General features: G+C 66.2%; 19 protein-coding genes. 4 read left to right on the top strand and 15 right to left on the bottom strand.

Going from position 1 to position 16,633, the window contains the following annotated elements; genetic code table 11:
- Positions 1-177: 177 nt before the first annotated feature.
- The 4 genes from dinB to APS40_RS10515 all read right to left on the bottom strand — a co-directional run bounded on the left by dinB (position 178) and on the right by APS40_RS10515 (position 3,477).
- On the bottom strand, positions 178-1,425 hold the full coding sequence (gene dinB / locus APS40_RS10530; protein ID WP_055047002.1) for a DNA polymerase IV: 1,248 nt from the start codon (positions 1,423-1,425) through the stop codon (positions 178-180).
- A 222-nt stretch (positions 1,426-1,647) separates the two neighbouring features.
- Positions 1,648-2,391, bottom strand: a complete 744-nt coding sequence (locus tag APS40_RS10525) for a phosphotransferase family protein (RefSeq protein WP_055047001.1) — start codon at positions 2,389-2,391, stop codon at positions 1,648-1,650.
- Positions 2,391-3,041 carry an NAD(P)-dependent oxidoreductase gene (locus APS40_RS10520; protein WP_055047000.1) on the bottom strand — a complete coding sequence of 217 codons (651 nt, stop codon included), beginning with the start codon at positions 3,039-3,041 and terminating at the stop codon, positions 2,391-2,393. The genes APS40_RS10525 and APS40_RS10520 overlap by 1 nt, the downstream gene beginning before the upstream one ends.
- 4 nt (positions 3,042-3,045) lie before the next feature.
- Positions 3,046-3,477, bottom strand: a complete 432-nt coding sequence (locus APS40_RS10515) for a MarR family winged helix-turn-helix transcriptional regulator (RefSeq protein WP_055046999.1) — start codon at positions 3,475-3,477, stop codon at positions 3,046-3,048.
- An 85-nt stretch (positions 3,478-3,562) separates the two neighbouring features.
- Here APS40_RS10515 and APS40_RS10510 point away from each other — a divergent pair, with 85 nt between their 5' ends.
- The 3 genes from APS40_RS10510 (at position 3,563) to APS40_RS10500 (ending at position 5,875) form a co-directional block, all read left to right on the top strand.
- Complete coding sequence (locus APS40_RS10510; protein ID WP_055046998.1) at positions 3,563-4,366, top strand: SDR family NAD(P)-dependent oxidoreductase; 804 nt, start codon at positions 3,563-3,565, stop codon at positions 4,364-4,366.
- Between the two features lie 63 nt (positions 4,367-4,429).
- Positions 4,430-5,254 carry a polysaccharide deacetylase family protein gene (locus tag APS40_RS10505; protein WP_055046997.1) on the top strand — a complete coding sequence of 275 codons (825 nt, stop codon included), beginning with the start codon at positions 4,430-4,432 and terminating at the stop codon, positions 5,252-5,254.
- A 234-nt stretch (positions 5,255-5,488) separates the two neighbouring features.
- Positions 5,489-5,875 carry a YciI family protein gene (locus APS40_RS10500; RefSeq protein WP_055046996.1) on the top strand — a complete coding sequence of 129 codons (387 nt, stop codon included), beginning with the start codon at positions 5,489-5,491 and terminating at the stop codon, positions 5,873-5,875.
- 84 nt (positions 5,876-5,959) lie between these two features.
- On the opposite strand, the gene APS40_RS10495 is transcribed toward APS40_RS10500, so the two are convergent.
- From APS40_RS10495 to APS40_RS10450, 10 genes are all read right to left on the bottom strand, one after another.
- The gene (locus APS40_RS10495; protein WP_055046995.1) at positions 5,960-8,116 is read right to left on the bottom strand and encodes a sodium-translocating pyrophosphatase; all 2,157 of its coding nucleotides are present in this window, start codon (positions 8,114-8,116) and stop codon (positions 5,960-5,962) included.
- 214 nt (positions 8,117-8,330) lie between these two features.
- The gene (locus tag APS40_RS10490) at positions 8,331-9,107 is read right to left on the bottom strand and encodes an SDR family NAD(P)-dependent oxidoreductase (protein ID WP_055046994.1); all 777 of its coding nucleotides are present in this window, start codon (positions 9,105-9,107) and stop codon (positions 8,331-8,333) included.
- 48 nt (positions 9,108-9,155) lie between these two features.
- Positions 9,156-9,737 (bottom strand): TetR/AcrR family transcriptional regulator, encoded by a 582-nt coding sequence (locus APS40_RS10485; RefSeq protein WP_055046993.1) that lies wholly within the window; start codon positions 9,735-9,737, stop codon positions 9,156-9,158.
- A gap of 39 nt (positions 9,738-9,776) precedes the next feature.
- Complete coding sequence (locus APS40_RS10480) at positions 9,777-10,085, bottom strand: DUF167 family protein (RefSeq protein ID WP_055046992.1); 309 nt, start codon at positions 10,083-10,085, stop codon at positions 9,777-9,779.
- The gene (locus tag APS40_RS10475) at positions 10,082-10,522 is read right to left on the bottom strand and encodes a GNAT family N-acetyltransferase (RefSeq protein ID WP_055046991.1); all 441 of its coding nucleotides are present in this window, start codon (positions 10,520-10,522) and stop codon (positions 10,082-10,084) included. Before APS40_RS10475 ends, APS40_RS10480 begins: the two co-directional genes overlap by 4 nt.
- A gap of 5 nt (positions 10,523-10,527) precedes the next feature.
- A complete protein-coding gene (locus APS40_RS10470) occupies positions 10,528-10,821 on the bottom strand; it encodes a YggT family protein (RefSeq protein ID WP_055046990.1) in 294 nt (97 codons plus the stop codon).
- A 133-nt stretch (positions 10,822-10,954) separates the two neighbouring features.
- Positions 10,955-11,794 (bottom strand): alpha/beta hydrolase family protein, encoded by an 840-nt coding sequence (locus APS40_RS10465; RefSeq protein ID WP_055046989.1) that lies wholly within the window; start codon positions 11,792-11,794, stop codon positions 10,955-10,957.
- A 102-nt stretch (positions 11,795-11,896) separates the two neighbouring features.
- The gene (locus APS40_RS10460) at positions 11,897-12,772 is read right to left on the bottom strand and encodes a sigma-70 family RNA polymerase sigma factor (RefSeq protein ID WP_055046988.1); all 876 of its coding nucleotides are present in this window, start codon (positions 12,770-12,772) and stop codon (positions 11,897-11,899) included.
- A 2-nt stretch (positions 12,773-12,774) separates the two neighbouring features.
- The gene (locus APS40_RS10455; RefSeq protein WP_055046987.1) at positions 12,775-13,230 is read right to left on the bottom strand and encodes a carboxymuconolactone decarboxylase family protein; all 456 of its coding nucleotides are present in this window, start codon (positions 13,228-13,230) and stop codon (positions 12,775-12,777) included.
- A gap of 71 nt (positions 13,231-13,301) precedes the next feature.
- Positions 13,302-13,916, bottom strand: a complete 615-nt coding sequence (locus APS40_RS10450; RefSeq protein WP_236884236.1) for a DedA family protein — start codon at positions 13,914-13,916, stop codon at positions 13,302-13,304.
- 87 nt (positions 13,917-14,003) lie between these two features.
- On the opposite strand from APS40_RS10450, the gene APS40_RS24445 reads away from it, so the two are divergent.
- Positions 14,004-14,690 carry a toll/interleukin-1 receptor domain-containing protein gene (locus APS40_RS24445; protein ID WP_197279475.1) on the top strand — a complete coding sequence of 229 codons (687 nt, stop codon included), beginning with the start codon at positions 14,004-14,006 and terminating at the stop codon, positions 14,688-14,690.
- Here the strand turns inward: APS40_RS24445 and typA are convergent.
- Complete coding sequence (typA, locus tag APS40_RS10440) at positions 14,687-16,501, bottom strand: translational GTPase TypA (protein WP_055046985.1); 1,815 nt, start codon at positions 16,499-16,501, stop codon at positions 14,687-14,689. The two genes, APS40_RS24445 and typA, sit on opposite strands and share 4 nt — an antisense overlap.
- Between the last annotated feature and the right edge of the window lie 132 nt (positions 16,502-16,633).

Here is a 16,633-nt window from a genome sequence, read left to right as displayed (position 1 = left end):
AACCGCCGGATCGTGCCCCACCCACCGGGTCATTCCCGCGAAAGCGGGAACCTCTGTTCTCTTGGCCCTCGCACGATCGCAAACGGAGGTGCCCGCTTTCGCGGGGATGACACCGAATACGGAAGGACTTTCACGGGGTGACACGGCGGACGGGGAGGTCAGCGCTCCGCAGCCTCGCTACAGCGGCTTTTCCGCCAACCCGCGGAAGGCGTCGGGAACGGAGCGGTCGAGCTCCAGCGTCGCCGAGGCATAGCCGATGGCTTCGCGGCCGAAGCGGCTGCGGACCGCATCCATGGCGCGATCGGCAACCAGCCGCGACGCGCCGCGGCGGCTGCCCGGGCGGCGGGGTTCGTCGGCGAGGCCGAGCGGCAGCTCGAGCTGCAGCAGTGGATCGCGCTCGAGTTGCGCCACCGAGATGGCGAGCAGCGTGATGGTGCGCTCGTCGGGGTGATCGGCCTGCACCACACGCACCAGATCCTCGGCGATCTGGGCCAGGGTCACGGTGGCGGAGATCGGCTGGTCGATGGTGATCGAACGGGTGACGGCGCGCATGTCGCGAAAGCGGACGCGCGCCGTAATGGTGTGGCCGTGCCAGGATTTCACCCTGAGCCGCGAGGCGATGCGATCGGCGAGATGGTGCAGGGTCGGGCGGTAGATGCGTTCGATGAACGGCTTTCTGCCGAGCGCCGACTGCGCCCCGGCAGAGCGGGCGCGCTGGTTGGTGACGATGCCGCGCGGATCGCGGTTCCAGCTGAGGGCGCTGAGTTTCTCGCCCGCGGCGTGGCCGAGGAGGCGCTGCACCCATTCGGTGCGCCGTTCGGCCAGCTGGCCGATGGTGAGGATGCCCTCGTCCTCGAGCTTGCTCTCGGTGACCGGGCCGACGCCCCACATCAATCCCACCGGCAGCGGATGCAGGAATTCGAGCTCACGCGCCGGGTCGACGACCACTAGGCCGTCGGGTTTTGCCACCTGCGAGGCGATCTTGGCGAGGTGCTTGGTGCGCGCCACGCCGATCGAGATCGGCAGCCCCAGTTCGGCGCGGACGCGCGCCCGAATAGTTCGGGCGATGGCCTCCGCACTGCCGAACAGATGCTCGCAGCCGGCGACATCGGCGAAGGCTTCATCGATCGAGATGCGCTCGACCAGCGGGGTGTAGTCGTCGAGGATGCCGATCGCCGCGTCGCCCAGCCGCTGATACTCCTCGAAATGGCCGCCGGTAAAGATCAGCTCGGGGCAGAGCTCCTTGGCGGCCCAGCCGGACATGCCGCCATGCACGCCGAAGGCCTTGGCTTCGTAGGAGGCAGCCAGCACCACGCCGCCGCCCACTGCAATCGGCTTGCCCCGGAGCTCCGGGTTCAGCAGTTGTTCGACCGAGGCGTAGAAGGCGTCGAGGTCGGCGTGGAGGATGGTGGCGGCGGGCTCCATCCGGAGTCTCCCTGGCAGACAGGAGAACATAAAGAGAACGGTGTGAGAGCTTGTCAAGCGGCGCGTCGGCAGCCGAAAGTGTCGGCGAGGCGGGAGGGCGCCATACGCGCTCGTTGAAAGGCTGAACCCCTCACCCCAGTTCCGCCACGGACCTTCGGTCCCAGCTGCACTTGCCCTCTTCCCTCAGGGGAGAGGGGGCGTGGCGGCGTCGTGCGCCAGGAACTATCCCCGCGCCAACTCCAGTAGTCGGTCATTCTCCTCCGGCACGTTCTCCGCCAGCCGCGCTGCGGCGATAACCGGCAGCCAGGCCCGGACGTCAGCGTCGGTCAGCTCGCTGGCCGCGAGGTAGCGCTGGAGATAGGCGTCAGCCAGAGCGTCGCCGGCGCCGTGGCGCATCAACAGGTAGGAGCGGGCGATGTCGGCGGCGGGAGGGCCGGAGGTGGCGTCGGGCCAATCGACGATCATCGCCGCGCCGGGCGGGCCGATGATGTTGAAAGGGTGGAAATCGCCATGGCAAAGGCGCGTGCCCTCCGGCAATGCAGCGAGGCGGGCAAGCAGGGTTTCCCGCAGCTCCGCCGCGAGCACCGGCGCGCGATTGAGCCGCTCGGCAAGGCGCGGTTTCAGCGGCGACAGCCGGACTTCGGTGCGGGCATGGATGGCGCGGTGGAGTTCGACCATCACCGCGAGCGCCGTCGGGAGCATCGCCGGGTCGGCGCTGGCCAGGGCGGCCAGCGGCTCGCCAGGAGCCCGGTTCATGACCAGACCCCAGCGGCCGGCATAGTTGCCGGCCTCATGCACGGCCGGGGTCGGCAGCCCGTGCTCGCCGACAATGCCAAGAATGGCGGCTTCGCCGAAGGCAACCGAGCGGCTGGTGGGGTCGCGATAGAGCTTCAGGACATGCTCGCCATAGGTGAAGGCTTCGGCCATCTTGCCTGAGCCGAGCAGCGGGCCGATCTGGGGCGCCATCAGCCGAGCGCCGCCTTGAGGGCCGCGGCGATGCTGTGCGTGCCGCGGGTGAGCTGCAACGCCTTGCCGATGGAGCGCGGCTCCTCGAGCAGCGCCACGACGACGGCCGCAACGTCGGCGCGCGGCACCGATTCTTCGTTGATCGCCGCAAGGCTCAGCAGCACCTTGCCGGTGCCGCCGCCATCGGTGAGTTCGCCCGGCTCCAGAATGGTCCAGCCGAGGCTCGAGGCGTGGATGAACTTCGCCGCGGCGCGCTTCTGCCGGTAGTAATCCTTCATCTCGTCGTCCAGCGAGCGGGTGGAAAGCCCGGTGCTGGCACCGAGGGCTGAGATCGCGACATAGCGCCTGACCCCGGCATTCTCGGCGGCATGCACGGTGCGGCGGGTGCCGATGCGGTCGAGCGCGCTGCCCTCGCCGGCGGCCGAGCCGGCGGCAAACACCACGGCATCGGCGCCCTGCATGGTGGCAGTGAACTCGGCCAGCGGCGATTTCTCCAGATCGAGCACGATGGTCTCGGCGCCGCGCTTCACCGTCTCGGCCATGTGCCGGGGGTTGCGGATGGTGGCGACGACGGAATGGCCGGCGGCCACCAGTTGCTCGACGATCAGGATGCCGGTGCGGCCGCTGCCGCCGATGACGATGATGCGCATGAGGTCACCTGTCGGGTGCTGGGCTGAGCTTTGAGAAGATGCGGTGCAGGGTTTCGAGTTCGTCGGGGCTGAGGGCGGCGAGGCCCGGTGGCGGGACGCGGAATTCGGTCATCAGCGCCGTCTGCGTCTCGAGGCCGAGCGGGGTGAGCGCCACGAGCTTCACCCGCCGGTCGGTGGGCGAGGGGCGGCGCTCGACCAGGCCGGCCTTTTCCAGTCGGTCGACCACCCAGGTGGTGTTGGAGGGGTCGCTGTTGAACTGCCGCGCCAGCTCGCCGATCGGGCGGCCCGCGGTGTCGAGGCTGTTGAGGATGCGGGAGTCGTTGGGCGTCAGCCCGCGCCGCTGCAGGCTCTCGGAGCGCTGCGGGTTGGAGCTGATGAAGAAATCGAACATCAGCCGCCAGGTCTCGGCGGCCAGCTCATCGGTGGGCGGTTTCATGGAGTGCAGCCTAGCACGCGCTGGTCCCTTGCATATATTTAGATTAGTACCACATTTGTCGCTCAACAAGTAACGGAGCGTGACGATGAGCGGACGACATGACGGCAAGGTGGCGCTGATCGCCGGGGCCAGCAAGGGGATCGGTGCGGCTACAGCGGAACTGCTGGCGGGCGAGGGGGCGGCGGTGGTGCTGGTGGCCCGGTCAGTGGAACCGACCGAGGCGCTGGCCGAGGCCATCCGGCAAAGGGGTGGCCGGGCGCTGGCGGTTCAAGCGGACGTGGCCGACGACGCGGCGATGCAGCAGGCGGTGGCCGTGGGGCTCAAGGCGTTCGGGCGGCTCGACATCGCCTTCAACAATGCCACCGACGGGCCGCGGCCGGCGCCGTTGGCCGAGCTCGATCTCGACGGTTTCGATCGCGGCATCCGCACCAATGTGCGCGGCACGTTTATCGGCATGCGGCACGAAATCCCGGCGATGCTGGCGAGCGGCGGCGGGGCGATCGTCAACATGGCGTCGCTGGCCGGGGTGATCGGCGTCTCGGGGCTCGGCGCCTACGTGTCGGGCAAGGCCGGGATCATCGGGCTGAGCAAGGTTGCGGCGCTCGATTATGCCGATCGCGGCATCCGGGTGAACGTGGTGGCGCCGGGCCCGATCCTCACCCATCATCTCGAAGCGGCCGGACCCGAAGCGCAACGGCAGGCCGGGCTCTCGACGCCGATGCGGCGGATCGGGCGGGCCGAGGAGGTGGCGAGCGTGGTGAGCTGGCTCTGCTCGGACGGCGCGAGCTTCGTCACCGGCGCGGTGTTGCCGATCGATGGCGGGCAGAGCGCCGGCAACAAGATCCAGAACCTCTACCGGCAGGGCGAGCCGATGCAGGCGGACGCCTGAGGGACTCACTGGCTCCTGCCGCGGGCTGCTACATAGCGCGCGGAGATTGAGGGAGACGATTCGATGCAGGCGGCGCGACAGGTGGTGGTGCACCACGACGATCTGGGGGCGAGCTGGAGCGCCAATATGGCGTTCCTCGAGCTCTGCGAGCAGGGCGTGGTGACCTGCGGTTCGGTCATGGTGCCGTGTCCGTGGTTTCCGCATATGGCGCAACTGGCCCGCGACAACCCCGAGCTCGACATCGGCGTCCATCTGACGCTGACCGCGGAGTTCGACCGCTTCCGCTGGCGCCCGATCACCGGCACGACCGACAACGGCATGTGCGACGCCGAGGGCTTCATGCCCCGCCGGGTGGCGGATACACGGGGCGCCGATGTCGAGGCGGTGGAGGCCGAACTCAGGGCGCAGATCGATGCGGCGCTCGCCGCCGGCATCGACGTGACACATCTCGACGCGCATATGGGGACGGTGTGGCTGCCCGAATTCGTCGAGATCTACGAGCGGCTCGGGGCCGACTACGCGCTGCCGATCTTCCTGCCGGGGCGCGCCGACAGCTGGGTCGAGCCGTCGGCGGCGCTGGAACGGGCACGGGCACGGGCCGAAAGTCGGGGCAACCCGGTATTTTCAGGCGTGATCTCGACGCCGTTCGGCAATCTCAGCCCGACGGCGGAGGACTATCGCGGCATCCTCGACTGGTCGAAGCCGGGGCTCACCTGGGGCGCCTTCCATTTCACGAGGCCGGGCGACATCGCGATGATCTCCGACGATGCACCGCTGCGGCTCGCCGAGTACGAGCTGTTCCGCTCGGGTGCGGTGGAGCCGATATATGCCGAGCTCGGGTTGGAGCTGGTGGGGATGCGCTGCTTCCGCGAGCAGATGCGGCGCTAGCACCTCTCCCTCGGCCTGCACGATGGTGCTGTTCTCGACACCTCTCCCTTGGGGGAGAGGTCGGCCCGGAGGGCCGGGTGAGGGGGCCTTCTCCACGTTCGGAGTTTGCGGCAAGGCCCCCTCACCCTAACCCTTTCCCCCGGAGGGAGAGGGGACGCTAGAGCCGCCGTTTCTCAGTGATGTCGAATCCCCCAGCGACAATTCGACTAGCCTCGCAACAGGAGGTCCCTCGCCATGAAGTTCGTGTGTCTGGTCTATATCGACAGCGCTGCCATCGGCTCGCTCAGCGAGGCCGAAGGTCGACAGCTGGTCGACGATTCGATCGCCTTCGACTGGGGGCTCCGCGACAGCGGCAAGCTGATCCTGGCCCAACCGCTGCAAGACCCGCAGGCGGCGGTGACGGTGCGGCAGCGGGCGGGAAAATTCTCCAGTACCGATGGACCGTTCGCCGAAGCCAAGGAGCACCTGGGTGGGTTCTTCCTGATCGAGGCCGAGGATATCAACGAAGCGATCGCAGTGACGAAAACCAGCCCGATCATGCGGGTGGCGAGCATCGAAGTGCGGCCGGCGCTGGAACAGGTGGATAGCGTGACGGGGCGAGGGCGGCCGGGGGTGGTGTAGGCACCGCGCCTACCGATAGCAGAACAAGAAAGAGGCCCGGGATCGCTCCCGGGCCTCTTAGTTCTTAGCGGTAGCCAGCGCCGCTTACGCCCCGCCGGTCATGTGCGCCAACACCGCCAACAGCAGCAGGGCCACGATGTTGGTGATCTTGATCATCGGGTTGACCGCCGGGCCGGCGGTGTCCTTGTAGGGGTCGCCGACGGTGTCGCCGGTGACCGAGGCCTTGTGGGCGTCAGAACCCTTGTAGTGCTTGACGCCGTGGCTGTCGGTGAAGCCGTCTTCAAAGCTCTTCTTGGCGTTGTCCCAGGCGCCGCCGCCCGCCGTCATCGAGATGGCGACGAAGAGGCCCGTGACGATCACACCCATCAGCATGGCGCCAAGGGCCGAGAAGGCCGCGGCGGTGCCGCCGATCCAGTAGATGGCGACGAACACGATGATCGGTGACAGCACCGGCAGCAGCGAGGGGACGATCATTTCCTTGATTGCGGCGCGGGTCAGCATATCCACCGCCTTGCCGTAGTCGGGCTTCTCGGTGCCGGCCATGATGCCCGGCTTTTCCTTGAACTGGCGGCGGACTTCCACCACCACCGACTGGGCGGCGCGGCCCACAGCAGTCATCGACATGCCGCCGAACAGGAACGGCAACAGGCCACCGAACAAGAGGCCCACCACCACATAGGGGTCGGCGAGCGAGAAGGTGAGCGGCCCGAGACCGGCGAAGAACGAGCCGGCCGGCGCGTTGGCGGAGAAGTATTGCAGGTCCTGGGTATAGGCGGCGAACAGCACCAGGGCGCCGAGGCCGGCCGAACCGATGGCATAGCCCTTGGTGACGGCCTTGGTGGTGTTGCCGACGGCATCGAGCGCGTCGGTGTTGTGGCGCACTTCCTTGTCGAGGCCGGCCATCTCGGCAATGCCGCCCGCGTTATCCGTCACCGGACCAAACGCGTCGAGCGCGACGATCATGCCGGCCAGCGCCAGCATGGTGGTGACGGCGAAGGCGATGCCGAACAGGCCCGCGAGGTTATAGGTGACGATGATGCCGACGATGATGACGATGGCCGGCAGGGCGGTGGATTCCAGGGAGACCGCGAGGCCCTGGATGACGTTGGTGCCGTGGCCGGTCACCGATGCCTCGGCGATCGAGTTGACCGGGCGCTTGTTGGTGCCGGTGTAATACTCGGTGATGACGATGATCAGGCCGGTGATGACGAGGCCGGCGACGCCGCACCAGAACAGGCTCCAAGGCGTGAACTGCTTGCCGCCTTCGACGCCGAGCTGCGCATCGAGCCCGCCGAACACCCACATCAGGGTCGGCAGCAGCACGATCAGCGACAGAACGCCCGTGGCGATGAGGCCCTTGTAGAGGGCATTCATGATGTTGTTGTCGCCACCCAGCTTGACGAAATAGGTGCCGATGATCGAGGTGACGACGCAGGCGCCGCCGATGGCCAGCGGCAGCACCATGCCGGCCAGTTTGAACGCATCGGGCAGGACGATCGCCGCCAGCACCATGGTGGCGACCGCGGTCACCACATAGGTCTCGAACAGGTCGGCGGCCATGCCGGCGCAATCGCCGACATTGTCGCCGACGTTGTCGGCGATGGTGGCCGGGTTGCGCGGATCATCCTCGGGGATGCCGGCTTCCACTTTGCCCACCATGTCGCCGCCGACGTCGGCGCCCTTGGTGAAGATGCCGCCGCCCAGACGGGCGAAGATCGAGATCAGCGAAGCACCGAAGCCGAGCGCCACCAGCGAGTCGATGACGGTGCGGCTGGTCGGCGCGAGGCCGAGCATCTGGGTAAGGATGATGAAATAGAGCGTGACGCCGAGGAGGCCGAGGCCCGCGACTAGGAGGCCGGTGACCGCGCCGGATTTGAAGGCGAGGTCGAGGCCGCCGGCCAGCGACTTGGTCGCCGCCTGGGCGACGCGCACGTTGGCGCGGACCGAGACGTTCATGCCGATGAAGCCCGCGGCGCCCGACAGGATGGCGCCGATGGCGAAGCCCACGGCGGCATAGGCGCCGAGCAGGATGAAGGCGAGGATGAAGATGACCACGCCGACGATGCCGATGGTGGTGTACTGGCGGCGGAGATAGGCGGAGGCGCCCTCACGCACGGCGGCGGAAATCTCCTGCATGCGGGCCGAACCCGCATCGGCCCTGAGCAGGCCCTGCGTCGTGACGACGCCGTAAACGATGGAGAGCAGACCGCAGACGACGATCGCCCATAGCAATAGAGTCATAACGAATGTTCCCTCGGTGTGACGTCACCGGGGAACGCTCCGTAGTTGCAGCGGCGAACCGCTCCTCCTCGCCCCCCGACGATCGCGTGCCAAACTTGTGCCAAATCGCCGCAGGGGGCGCAATGGGGTTAGGCGGTGGGGACGGCTATCGCAAACTGCCCCTCACCCGCCCTTCGGGCACCCTCTCCCTCAAGGGGAGAGGGAAGAAAGGCCGTCAGGCCGCCAGGTAGCGCGACGCCGGTTTCGACAGCGACAGATGCGGCCGGAGCGCCACACGCCGCGCCGCCCAGTCGTCATAAGCGGCGGCGGATTCGAGCGAGGGGATGGTGACCAGTTCGCCGGCATCGAAGCCGGCGAGCGCCGCGTCGACCATGGCCTCGGCGTCCATGACGATCTCGGCCGGGAGGCCCGCGCCGTCTGATATCATCGGGGTGCGGGTATAGCCGGGGAGTACGGCCTGTACCTGCACGCCTTTGGGCTTCACGTCGAGATCGAGCGACAGGGTGAGGTTCAGCACATAGGCCTTGGAGGCGGCATAGGCCGCCGCGGCCGGCGTGTCGATGAAGGCCATGGCCGAGGCAAGGTTGACGATGGCGCCCGTGCCGCGGGCGGCGAAGACCTTGGCGGCGACCGCAGCGAGGCGGGTGAGGGCGACGACGTTGATGTTCAGCATGCTGCTGAGCGCCTCGAGATTGCCGGCGCTGAGCGGACCGCCGCCGATCAGTCCCGCCGAATTGATCAGGAGGGTGATGGCCGGCTCGGCCTCGAGGCGGCGCTCGACCCGCGCGAGCCCCGCCGCCTCGCCGAGATCGGCGACGATGCGCTCGACCTTGATGCCGTGGGTCGCGGCGAGGCTGCTGGCCAGCTCCTGCAGCTTGCCGGCGTTGCGGCCGACCAGCACCAGGTCGTAGCCGCGACGGGCGAGGCGGTCGGCGTAGATCTCGCCGATGCCCGAGGAGGCGCCGGTGATGAGGGCGGTTTGTGCGGCCATGATCGATCTCCTGCAATGGCGTGACGCCCGTTACATGATGATCATAATTTAACTGCGCAAGGGAGCGGCCTGAGGATTTTTGCGGGCAAGGAGATTGTCTGCTGCGGCGACAAGGATGGCGGTGCTCAATGCCGGGTCGAGGACGGTCCGGGCGAGCGAAAGAGCGCCGACCATGGTGGCGTAGATTCCCATCGCCTCGGATCGCGAGACGCCGCCCAGCTCGACGATCAGCTCGAGGTAGGCGGCGATGCCGGCCTCGAAGGCGGTGCGGAGCTCCGAGCTGCCGCGCGCCGCCTCCTGCGACAGGGCTGCAATGGCGCAGCCGGATTCGACCGCGTCCCGATGCTGGGGCGACAGATAGAAGCGGACCATGGCGGCGTAGGGATCGGCGGCGGCCAGCGCGTGACGGCGCAAACGCTCGGTGGTCTCCGCAAACACGCGGCCCACCGCCTCCGCAGCCAGCGCGTCCTTCGAAGCAAAGCTGTTGTAGAAGCCGCCATGGGTCAGACCGGCGGCACGCATCAGGTCGGCAACGCCGATGCCGTCGAAGCCGTGCTTCCGGAACTCGGCGCCGGCGGTCTCGACCACGTGGGCACGGTTCTTCGTCGCCTGCTCGCGGGAAACCTTCATCGCACGCTCCGGTTTGATGCTGACCGTAATGTAAGTGCTCTAGCCAAGCTTGGCGAGGGCGGCTGCCAGGTCATCCGGGTCGCCGGAAACATGCAGGGTCTTGAGCCGGGCGGTGTCGCCGGTGACCAGGGTGATCGTCGATTTCGGCACACCCAGCGCTTTGGCGAGGACGGCGATCACCGCGGCATTGGCCTTGCCCTTGTCCGGCACGGCGCTGACGCGGACACGGAGGACCGTGGCGCCGTCGTCACGTGTTTCGAAGCCGTCGATGCGGTCGAGCCCGGCATTGGGGGTGACGCGGAGGTGGAGCCGGACGCCGTCGGGCAGCAGGGTGAAGGCGGACTTCACGAGCGCGGATAGAGATCGGGGTGGATTTTGGCCATCAGCCGCTCGGGGTTGTCGATGGTCCTGAAGCCGTAGCGCTCATAGAGGCCGTGCGCGTCGGCGGTCGCCAGCATGAAGCGGCGCAGGCCCTGCAGGTCCGGGTGGGCGACGACCGTATCCATCAGGCCCTTGCCGAGCCCGAGGCCCTGGCGGTCGGGATCGATGAAGACATCGGCGAGCCAGGCGAAGGTCGCCTTGTCGGTGATGACGCGCGCAAAGCCGACCTGCGCGCCATCGGGCGCATAGAGCCCGAAGCTCAGGGCGTTGGCCACCGAGCGGGCGACGACCTCACGCGGGATGGCGCCGGCCCAGTAGCTCTCCTGGCTCAGGTAGCGGTGGACATAGTCCAGGTCGATGCGCGCCGGATCGGTCGAAACCTCGTAGCCCGCGGGCAGCGCCATCTCGATCAGATGACGCGGCCGACGGCCCAGGAGGCGAGCAGGTTCTGCAGGAAGAAGATGATCACGAAGACGATCAGCGGTGACAGGTCGAGGCCGCCCATCGGCGGGATGACGCGGCGGATCGGCTTCAGGATCGGTTCGGTGATCTGGTTCAGCACGCGCCATACCGAGGCGACGAACTGGTTGCGGGTGTTGATCACGTTGAAGCTGATCAGCCAGCTCATGATGATCATGATCAGGAAGATCCACCAGACGATGTTCAGGATGAAGCTGAGCGTCTGCAGAATGGCAAAGGTCATCGTCGGGCCCTCGGGTTCGCGCCCTATTTAGGGGGCGGCGTACGAAGCGGCAAGCGGCCGCGGCATTTTGTATTGCAAGGATCGTTAGTTGGCGCAGGCGGGTGGCCAGTTACCCGCCTGCGTACTGACTCGATCAGAGGGTTGCCTTGAACCGCTCGACCGTCTCGGCGATCAGCTGGTCGAAGGCGGCCATGTCGCCCGAGAAGATATTGAAGGTGTGGTCGGCACCCCTGATGATGCTTTTGAGCTTGTCGGCGCCGCCCGCTGCGGCGACGATCGCATCGGTCGTCTCGGGCGGCACCACGGTATCCTTGTCGCCGGCAATCGCCAGCACGGCGCCCTTGTAATTGGCGAGCTCGGCGGCGACGTCGGTGCTGCGCGCCTCGTTGAACCATTCGAGCGAGAGGTTGAGCGAAGGGCGCCAGTCGAAGGTCATGACGGCAAAGCCGTTCTTCTCGGCCTCCGGATAGAGTTCGCTGAAGGCGTTGCGCATGTCGAGCGCGCCGGCCCAGGTCACGACGCTCTTGACGTCGCCTTCGCGGGCAGCGGCCAACATGGCGATGGTGCCGCCCTGGCTCCAGCCTAGCAGGCCCAGGCGCGCATCGTCGATCTCGGGCAGCCCGCGCATATGGGCGATGACGGCCTCGCCGTCGGCGATGCCGCTCGAGAAGGTATAGTCCCTGTAGTCGGCGGTGCTGTCGCCGTTGCCGGCAAAGTCGAAGCGGGCGCTGGCGATGCCGGCCTCCGCCAGCTTGGGCGCCAGCAGGTCATAGCCATTGCCGGCTTCGTGCCGGTTCGATCCGGTGCCGTGATACATCACCACGAAGGGGAACGGCCCCGGGCCGTCCGGCAAGGTGATGGTGGCCGGAATGGTGCGCTGGCTTCCCTCGATCATCACCACCGTCTCAGCGGCCTCGACGGCGGTGGGCAGCGTCAGGGCGGCGAACAGCATCGCCGATACGAACTTGTTCATAGGCTTCTCCTCGACCATAGGCGCCGTTTGTCGGGCACCAGTCGCGGCAGTGAGCAGCATCCGCGCCAGCTCGTCCAGCGCGACTTAGAGAGGGGTCGGCGCTCAGTGGAGCGGCGCGCCGTCGAGATGTCCGAGCTTGTCGGGATTGCGAACGATGTAGAGTCCGACGATCTTGCCGTCGGCGATCTCGAGCGCCGTGGTTTGCAGCACGCCGTCGGCTTCGAGCGTGACGTAGCCGGGCAGGCCATTGATCATGGCGACGCGGACCAGCTGCGACGGAGACCGGGCAAAGAAGCGCGCCATGCGCTCCATCAGCGCCACCACCGCATCGAAGCCAACGATCGGCACTGGGCCGGCCGGACGCTTGCCGCCGCCATCGGCGGTGACGGTGATGTCGGCTGCGAGCATGGTCTTGAGCAGGGCCATGTCGCCGGTCTGCGAGGCGTTGAAGAACGCCTCGGCGAGCTCCATGCCGCGTCGCTGATCGACCGCGAAGCGCGGCCGGGCCTCGTGCACATGTTGGCGGGCGCGGCTCGCCAGCTGGCGTGTCGCCGCCGCATCGCGGCCGATGGCGCCGGCAACCTCGTCGAACTCCATGCCGAACACGTCGTGCAGCAGGAAGGCAGCCCGCTCGAGCGGTGACAGCCGTTCCAACGCCAGCAGCAGCGGCAGGGTGACGTCCTCGGCGAACTCGGCTTCGGTTTCGACCACCGGCTCGGGGAGCCAGGGGCCGATATAGGTCTCGCGCTTGCGGCGTGAGGATTTCAGCACGTCGAGGCAGAGCCGGGTGACGACGCGGACGAGGAAGGCTTCCGTGTTGTGGATTTCGGAGCGGTCGGTGGTGTGCCAGCGCAGGAACGCGTCCTGCACCACATCCTCGGCATCGGCGACGGAGCCGAGCATGCGGTAGGCTACCCGGGTGAGGCGGGGCCGATGGGGTTCGAAACTGATGGCCGCATCGGCCCGCCCGGCGTCCATGGTTACGCCGCCACCTTGATGGCCGACGAACGCGGCGGGCTGACCTGGAAGCCGGCATTGATGCGGTTCCAGGTATTGATGTTGCCGATCAAGAGGGTCAGGGCGACCTGTTCGGCCTCGTTGAACGCGGCAGCCACCAGCTCATAGGCGGCATCGGCAGTGTGATCGAGCCTGGTCAGCGCCTCGGTCCAGGCAAGTGCAGCGCGCTCCCGCGCGGTGAAGTGCGGCGCTTCGCGCCAGGCGTCGAGCAGGTAGATGCGCATCTCGGTCTCACCGTCCTGGCGCGCTTCCTGGCTATGCATGACGAGGCAGACGGCGCAGCCGTTGATCTGGCTGGCGCGGATCTTCACGAGGTGCACAAGGGCGGTCTCGAGCCCGACATGCGGAACGGCGTGGCTGTAGTCGATCAGCGGCTGAATCAGGTCCATCCGGGCGTAGGGGTTGATGCGCTTGGTCATCATTGTCTCCATGTCGTTTTGTTACTCACGACAACAAGACGAGCGGGCCCCCCGCCGGTGTGACATGGGCCTCAGATTTTTTGGTTGGCGCTGCTCGGCCGCCAGGTGAACAGGCGGAACACGTAGAGGCCGACCACCGCGATCAGCACCACCCAGCTCAGCGGGTCGAGCCAGGCTTCGACCAGGTGATAATGCTCATGCAGCAGGTAGCCGGCACCGACCAGCACGCTGTTCCAGATCAGCATGCCGATGGCCGAGAACAGCGCGAAGGTGGCGAAGTTCATCCTGGCGAGGCCCGCGGGCACCGAAATCAGCGTCCTCAGGATCGGGAACAGCCGCCCCACGAGGACGATCGGCTTGCCCCAGCGCTCGAAGATGCGGGCGGCATAGTCGATCTCGTCGGCATTGAAGGCGAACCAGCGCCCGATGCGGTCGGCGAGCCATTTGACCCGCTGAAGACCGAACAGCCGACCGGCGAAATACCAGGGCAGCATGCCGACCAGCGAGCCGATGGTGGCGGCGATGATCACGCCGAAGACGTTGAGCTGACCCTGGCCGGCGGCAAAGCCGGCGAACGGCACGATCAGTTCGGAGGGGATCGGCGGGAACACTGCCTCGAGCAGCATCAGCAGGGCGATCCCGACATAGCCGAGGTCGGTGATGATCTGAGTGATCCAGCTGGCCACTAGCAATCTCCGTTCAAAGCACTTAACGCGATCTGCCCATATGAGCTAAATACTGCGTAGGCGAAGTGATTCCTGGGAGGAAAACAATTGCCGAAAGGCCGTCGCAGGACAGATCGCGAACTATTCATTGACTCCCTCAAAGAACTGGCCGGCGGCGCCGATAAATTAGTCTCAAACATTGCCCTTCGGACGAAGCTTGGTTGGTCCGAAGAGAAATATAACAGAGTTTGGGATGAACTGTGGCAGGAGGGTGTCCTAACACGTGGTCGCGGTCGTGGCGGATCCGTAGGAATCAAGCCGACTGCTATTCAGCAGAAGATCAAGTTATTTCTTTCCTACTCACATAAAGACATCGCGATAGCCGAGCGGCTACTTCAACATCTTGAGCCACTTAGGCGCATGGGCATTCTTGAGTCATGGAACTTCCGTGAACTAAAGCCCGGCGATGAGTGGGACAAAAAAATCAAAACCGAGCTCAGTCAATCGGAGGTGATCGTGATGTTGATCAGTGTCGATTTCATCAACTCCTCCTACATCTCTGACATCGAGGTCGAAACTGCCTTAGGGAAGCACCGGGATAATTCCGCCGTGATCATTCCTGTACTGGCAAGAAACTGCCTTTGGAAGACGTCACCGCTCGGCGAATTGCAGGCATTGCCTCAGGGATTGAAGGCCATGATCTCATGGACCGACCTTGATGATGCCTGCGTGGACGTCGTCAACGGTATCAGGACAATCGTAGAAGAGCGGTTGGCGGCCAAGAAGGCCGCCTAACTCGCCTTGGCGGCGCGCATCATGCGCTTGCGGTCGTTGGGGTCGAGCCAGATCTTGCGCAGGCGGATGCTCTTGGGCGTCACTTCCACGTATTCGTCGTCGGCGATGTAGCCCAGCGACTGTTCGAGGGTGAGCTTCTTGGGCGGGGTCAGGCGGACCGCTTCATCCTTCGAGGTGGTGCGGATGTTGGTCAGCTGCTTGCCCTTGAGCGCATTCACTTCGAGATCGTTCTCGCGGGAGTGCTCGCCGATGATCATGCCTTCGTAGATGTCGACGCCGGCATCGATCATGATCGGACCGCGCTCTTCGAGGTTCCACAGCGCATAAGTCACGGCCTGGCCGGTGCCGTTGGAAATCAGCACGCCGGTACGGCGGCCGGGCAGGGCGCCCTTGAACGGCTGGTAGCCGTGGAACAGCCGGTTGAAGATGGCGGTGCCGCGGGTGTCCGACAGCAGCTCGGGCTGGTAGCCGATCAGCGAGCGGGTCGGCACATAGAAGCGCAGCCGCGAGCGGCCGACGCCCGAAGGACGCATGTCGACCAGGTCGCCCTTGCGCTCGGTGAGCTTCTGCACCACGACGCCGGTATGCTCGTCGTCGACGTCGATGATCACTTCCTCGATCGGCTCGAGCTTTTCGCCGTTCTCTTCGCGGATCACCACCTTGGGGCGGCCGATGGTGAGCTCGAACCCTTCGCGGCGCATGTTCTCGATCAGCACGGCGAGCTGCAATTCGCCGCGGCCGGCGACATCGAACGAATCGTTGTCCTCGCCTTCGGTGACGCGGATGGCGACGTTGCCTTCCGCTTCGCGCAGCAGGCGCTCGCGGATGACGCGCGACTGCACCTTGTCGCCTTCGCGGCCGGCCAAGGGGCCGTCATTGATGCGGAAGGTGACCGACAGGGTCGGCGGATCGATCGGTTTCGACGGCAGCGGCTCGGTGACCGAGGGGTTCACCAGCGTGTCGGCGACGGTCGAGGTTTCGAGGCCGGCGATGGCGACGATGTCGCCGGCTTCGGCGAGATCGATCGGGGTGCGCTCGAGGCCACGGAAGGCCAGCACTTTGCTGACACGGCCCTTTTCGACGATCTTGCCGTCGCGGCCGAGCGAGTGGATCGGGTCACCGGCCTTGACCGTACCGGAGGTGATGCGGCCGGTGAGGATGCGCCCGAGGAACGGGTTGCGCTCGATGGTGGTGACCAGCATGCGGAACGGGCCCTCTTCCACCTTCGGCTCGGGCACGTATTCGAGCACCTTGTCGAGCAGCGGGGCGAGCGAGTCCTTGGGGCCTTCGGGCTTTTCCGACATCCAGCCGAGCTTGGCGGCGCCGTAGAGCACCGGGAAATCCAGCTGCTCGGGCGTAGCGTCGAGCGCGATGAACAGATCGAAGATCTCTTCCAGCACTTCGAGGTGGCGCTCGTCGGGGCGGTCGATCTTGTTGATGGCAACGATCGGACGAAGGCCCTGCGCCAAAGCCTTGCCGAGCACGAACTTGGTCTGCGGCATCGGGCCCTCGGCGGCGTCGACGAGGATCACCACGCCATCGACCATCGAGAGGATGCGCTCGACCTCGCCGCCGAAATCGGCGTGGCCGGGCGTGTCGACGATGTTGATGCGGGTGTCCTTCCAGACCAGCGACGTCACCTTGGCAAGGATGGTGATGCCGCGCTCGCGTTCGAGATCATTGCTGTCCATGGCGCGCTCTTCGACGCGCTGGTTCTCGCGGAACGAGCCGGACTGCTTGAGCAGGACGTCGATCATGGTGGTCTTGCCATGGTCAACGTGAGCAATGATTGCGATATTACGCAAAGACATGAGGGGCGGCCGATCGGACTTTTGGGAGATTAGCCGCGCCCCATATCGGACAAGGGTCACATTCTCAAGACAATTCGCCGAATGGCTGGTTTGCGGCGACGACCAAAGCCGCCGCGTCGGGCATGGGATTGC

It is taken from the genome of Devosia sp. A16 (assembly GCF_001402915.1).
Classification (GTDB): Bacteria; Pseudomonadota; Alphaproteobacteria; order Rhizobiales; family Devosiaceae; genus Devosia_A.
Note: the sequence above shows the minus strand (reverse complement) of the source record. Positions and strands in the feature narration are given on the sequence as shown.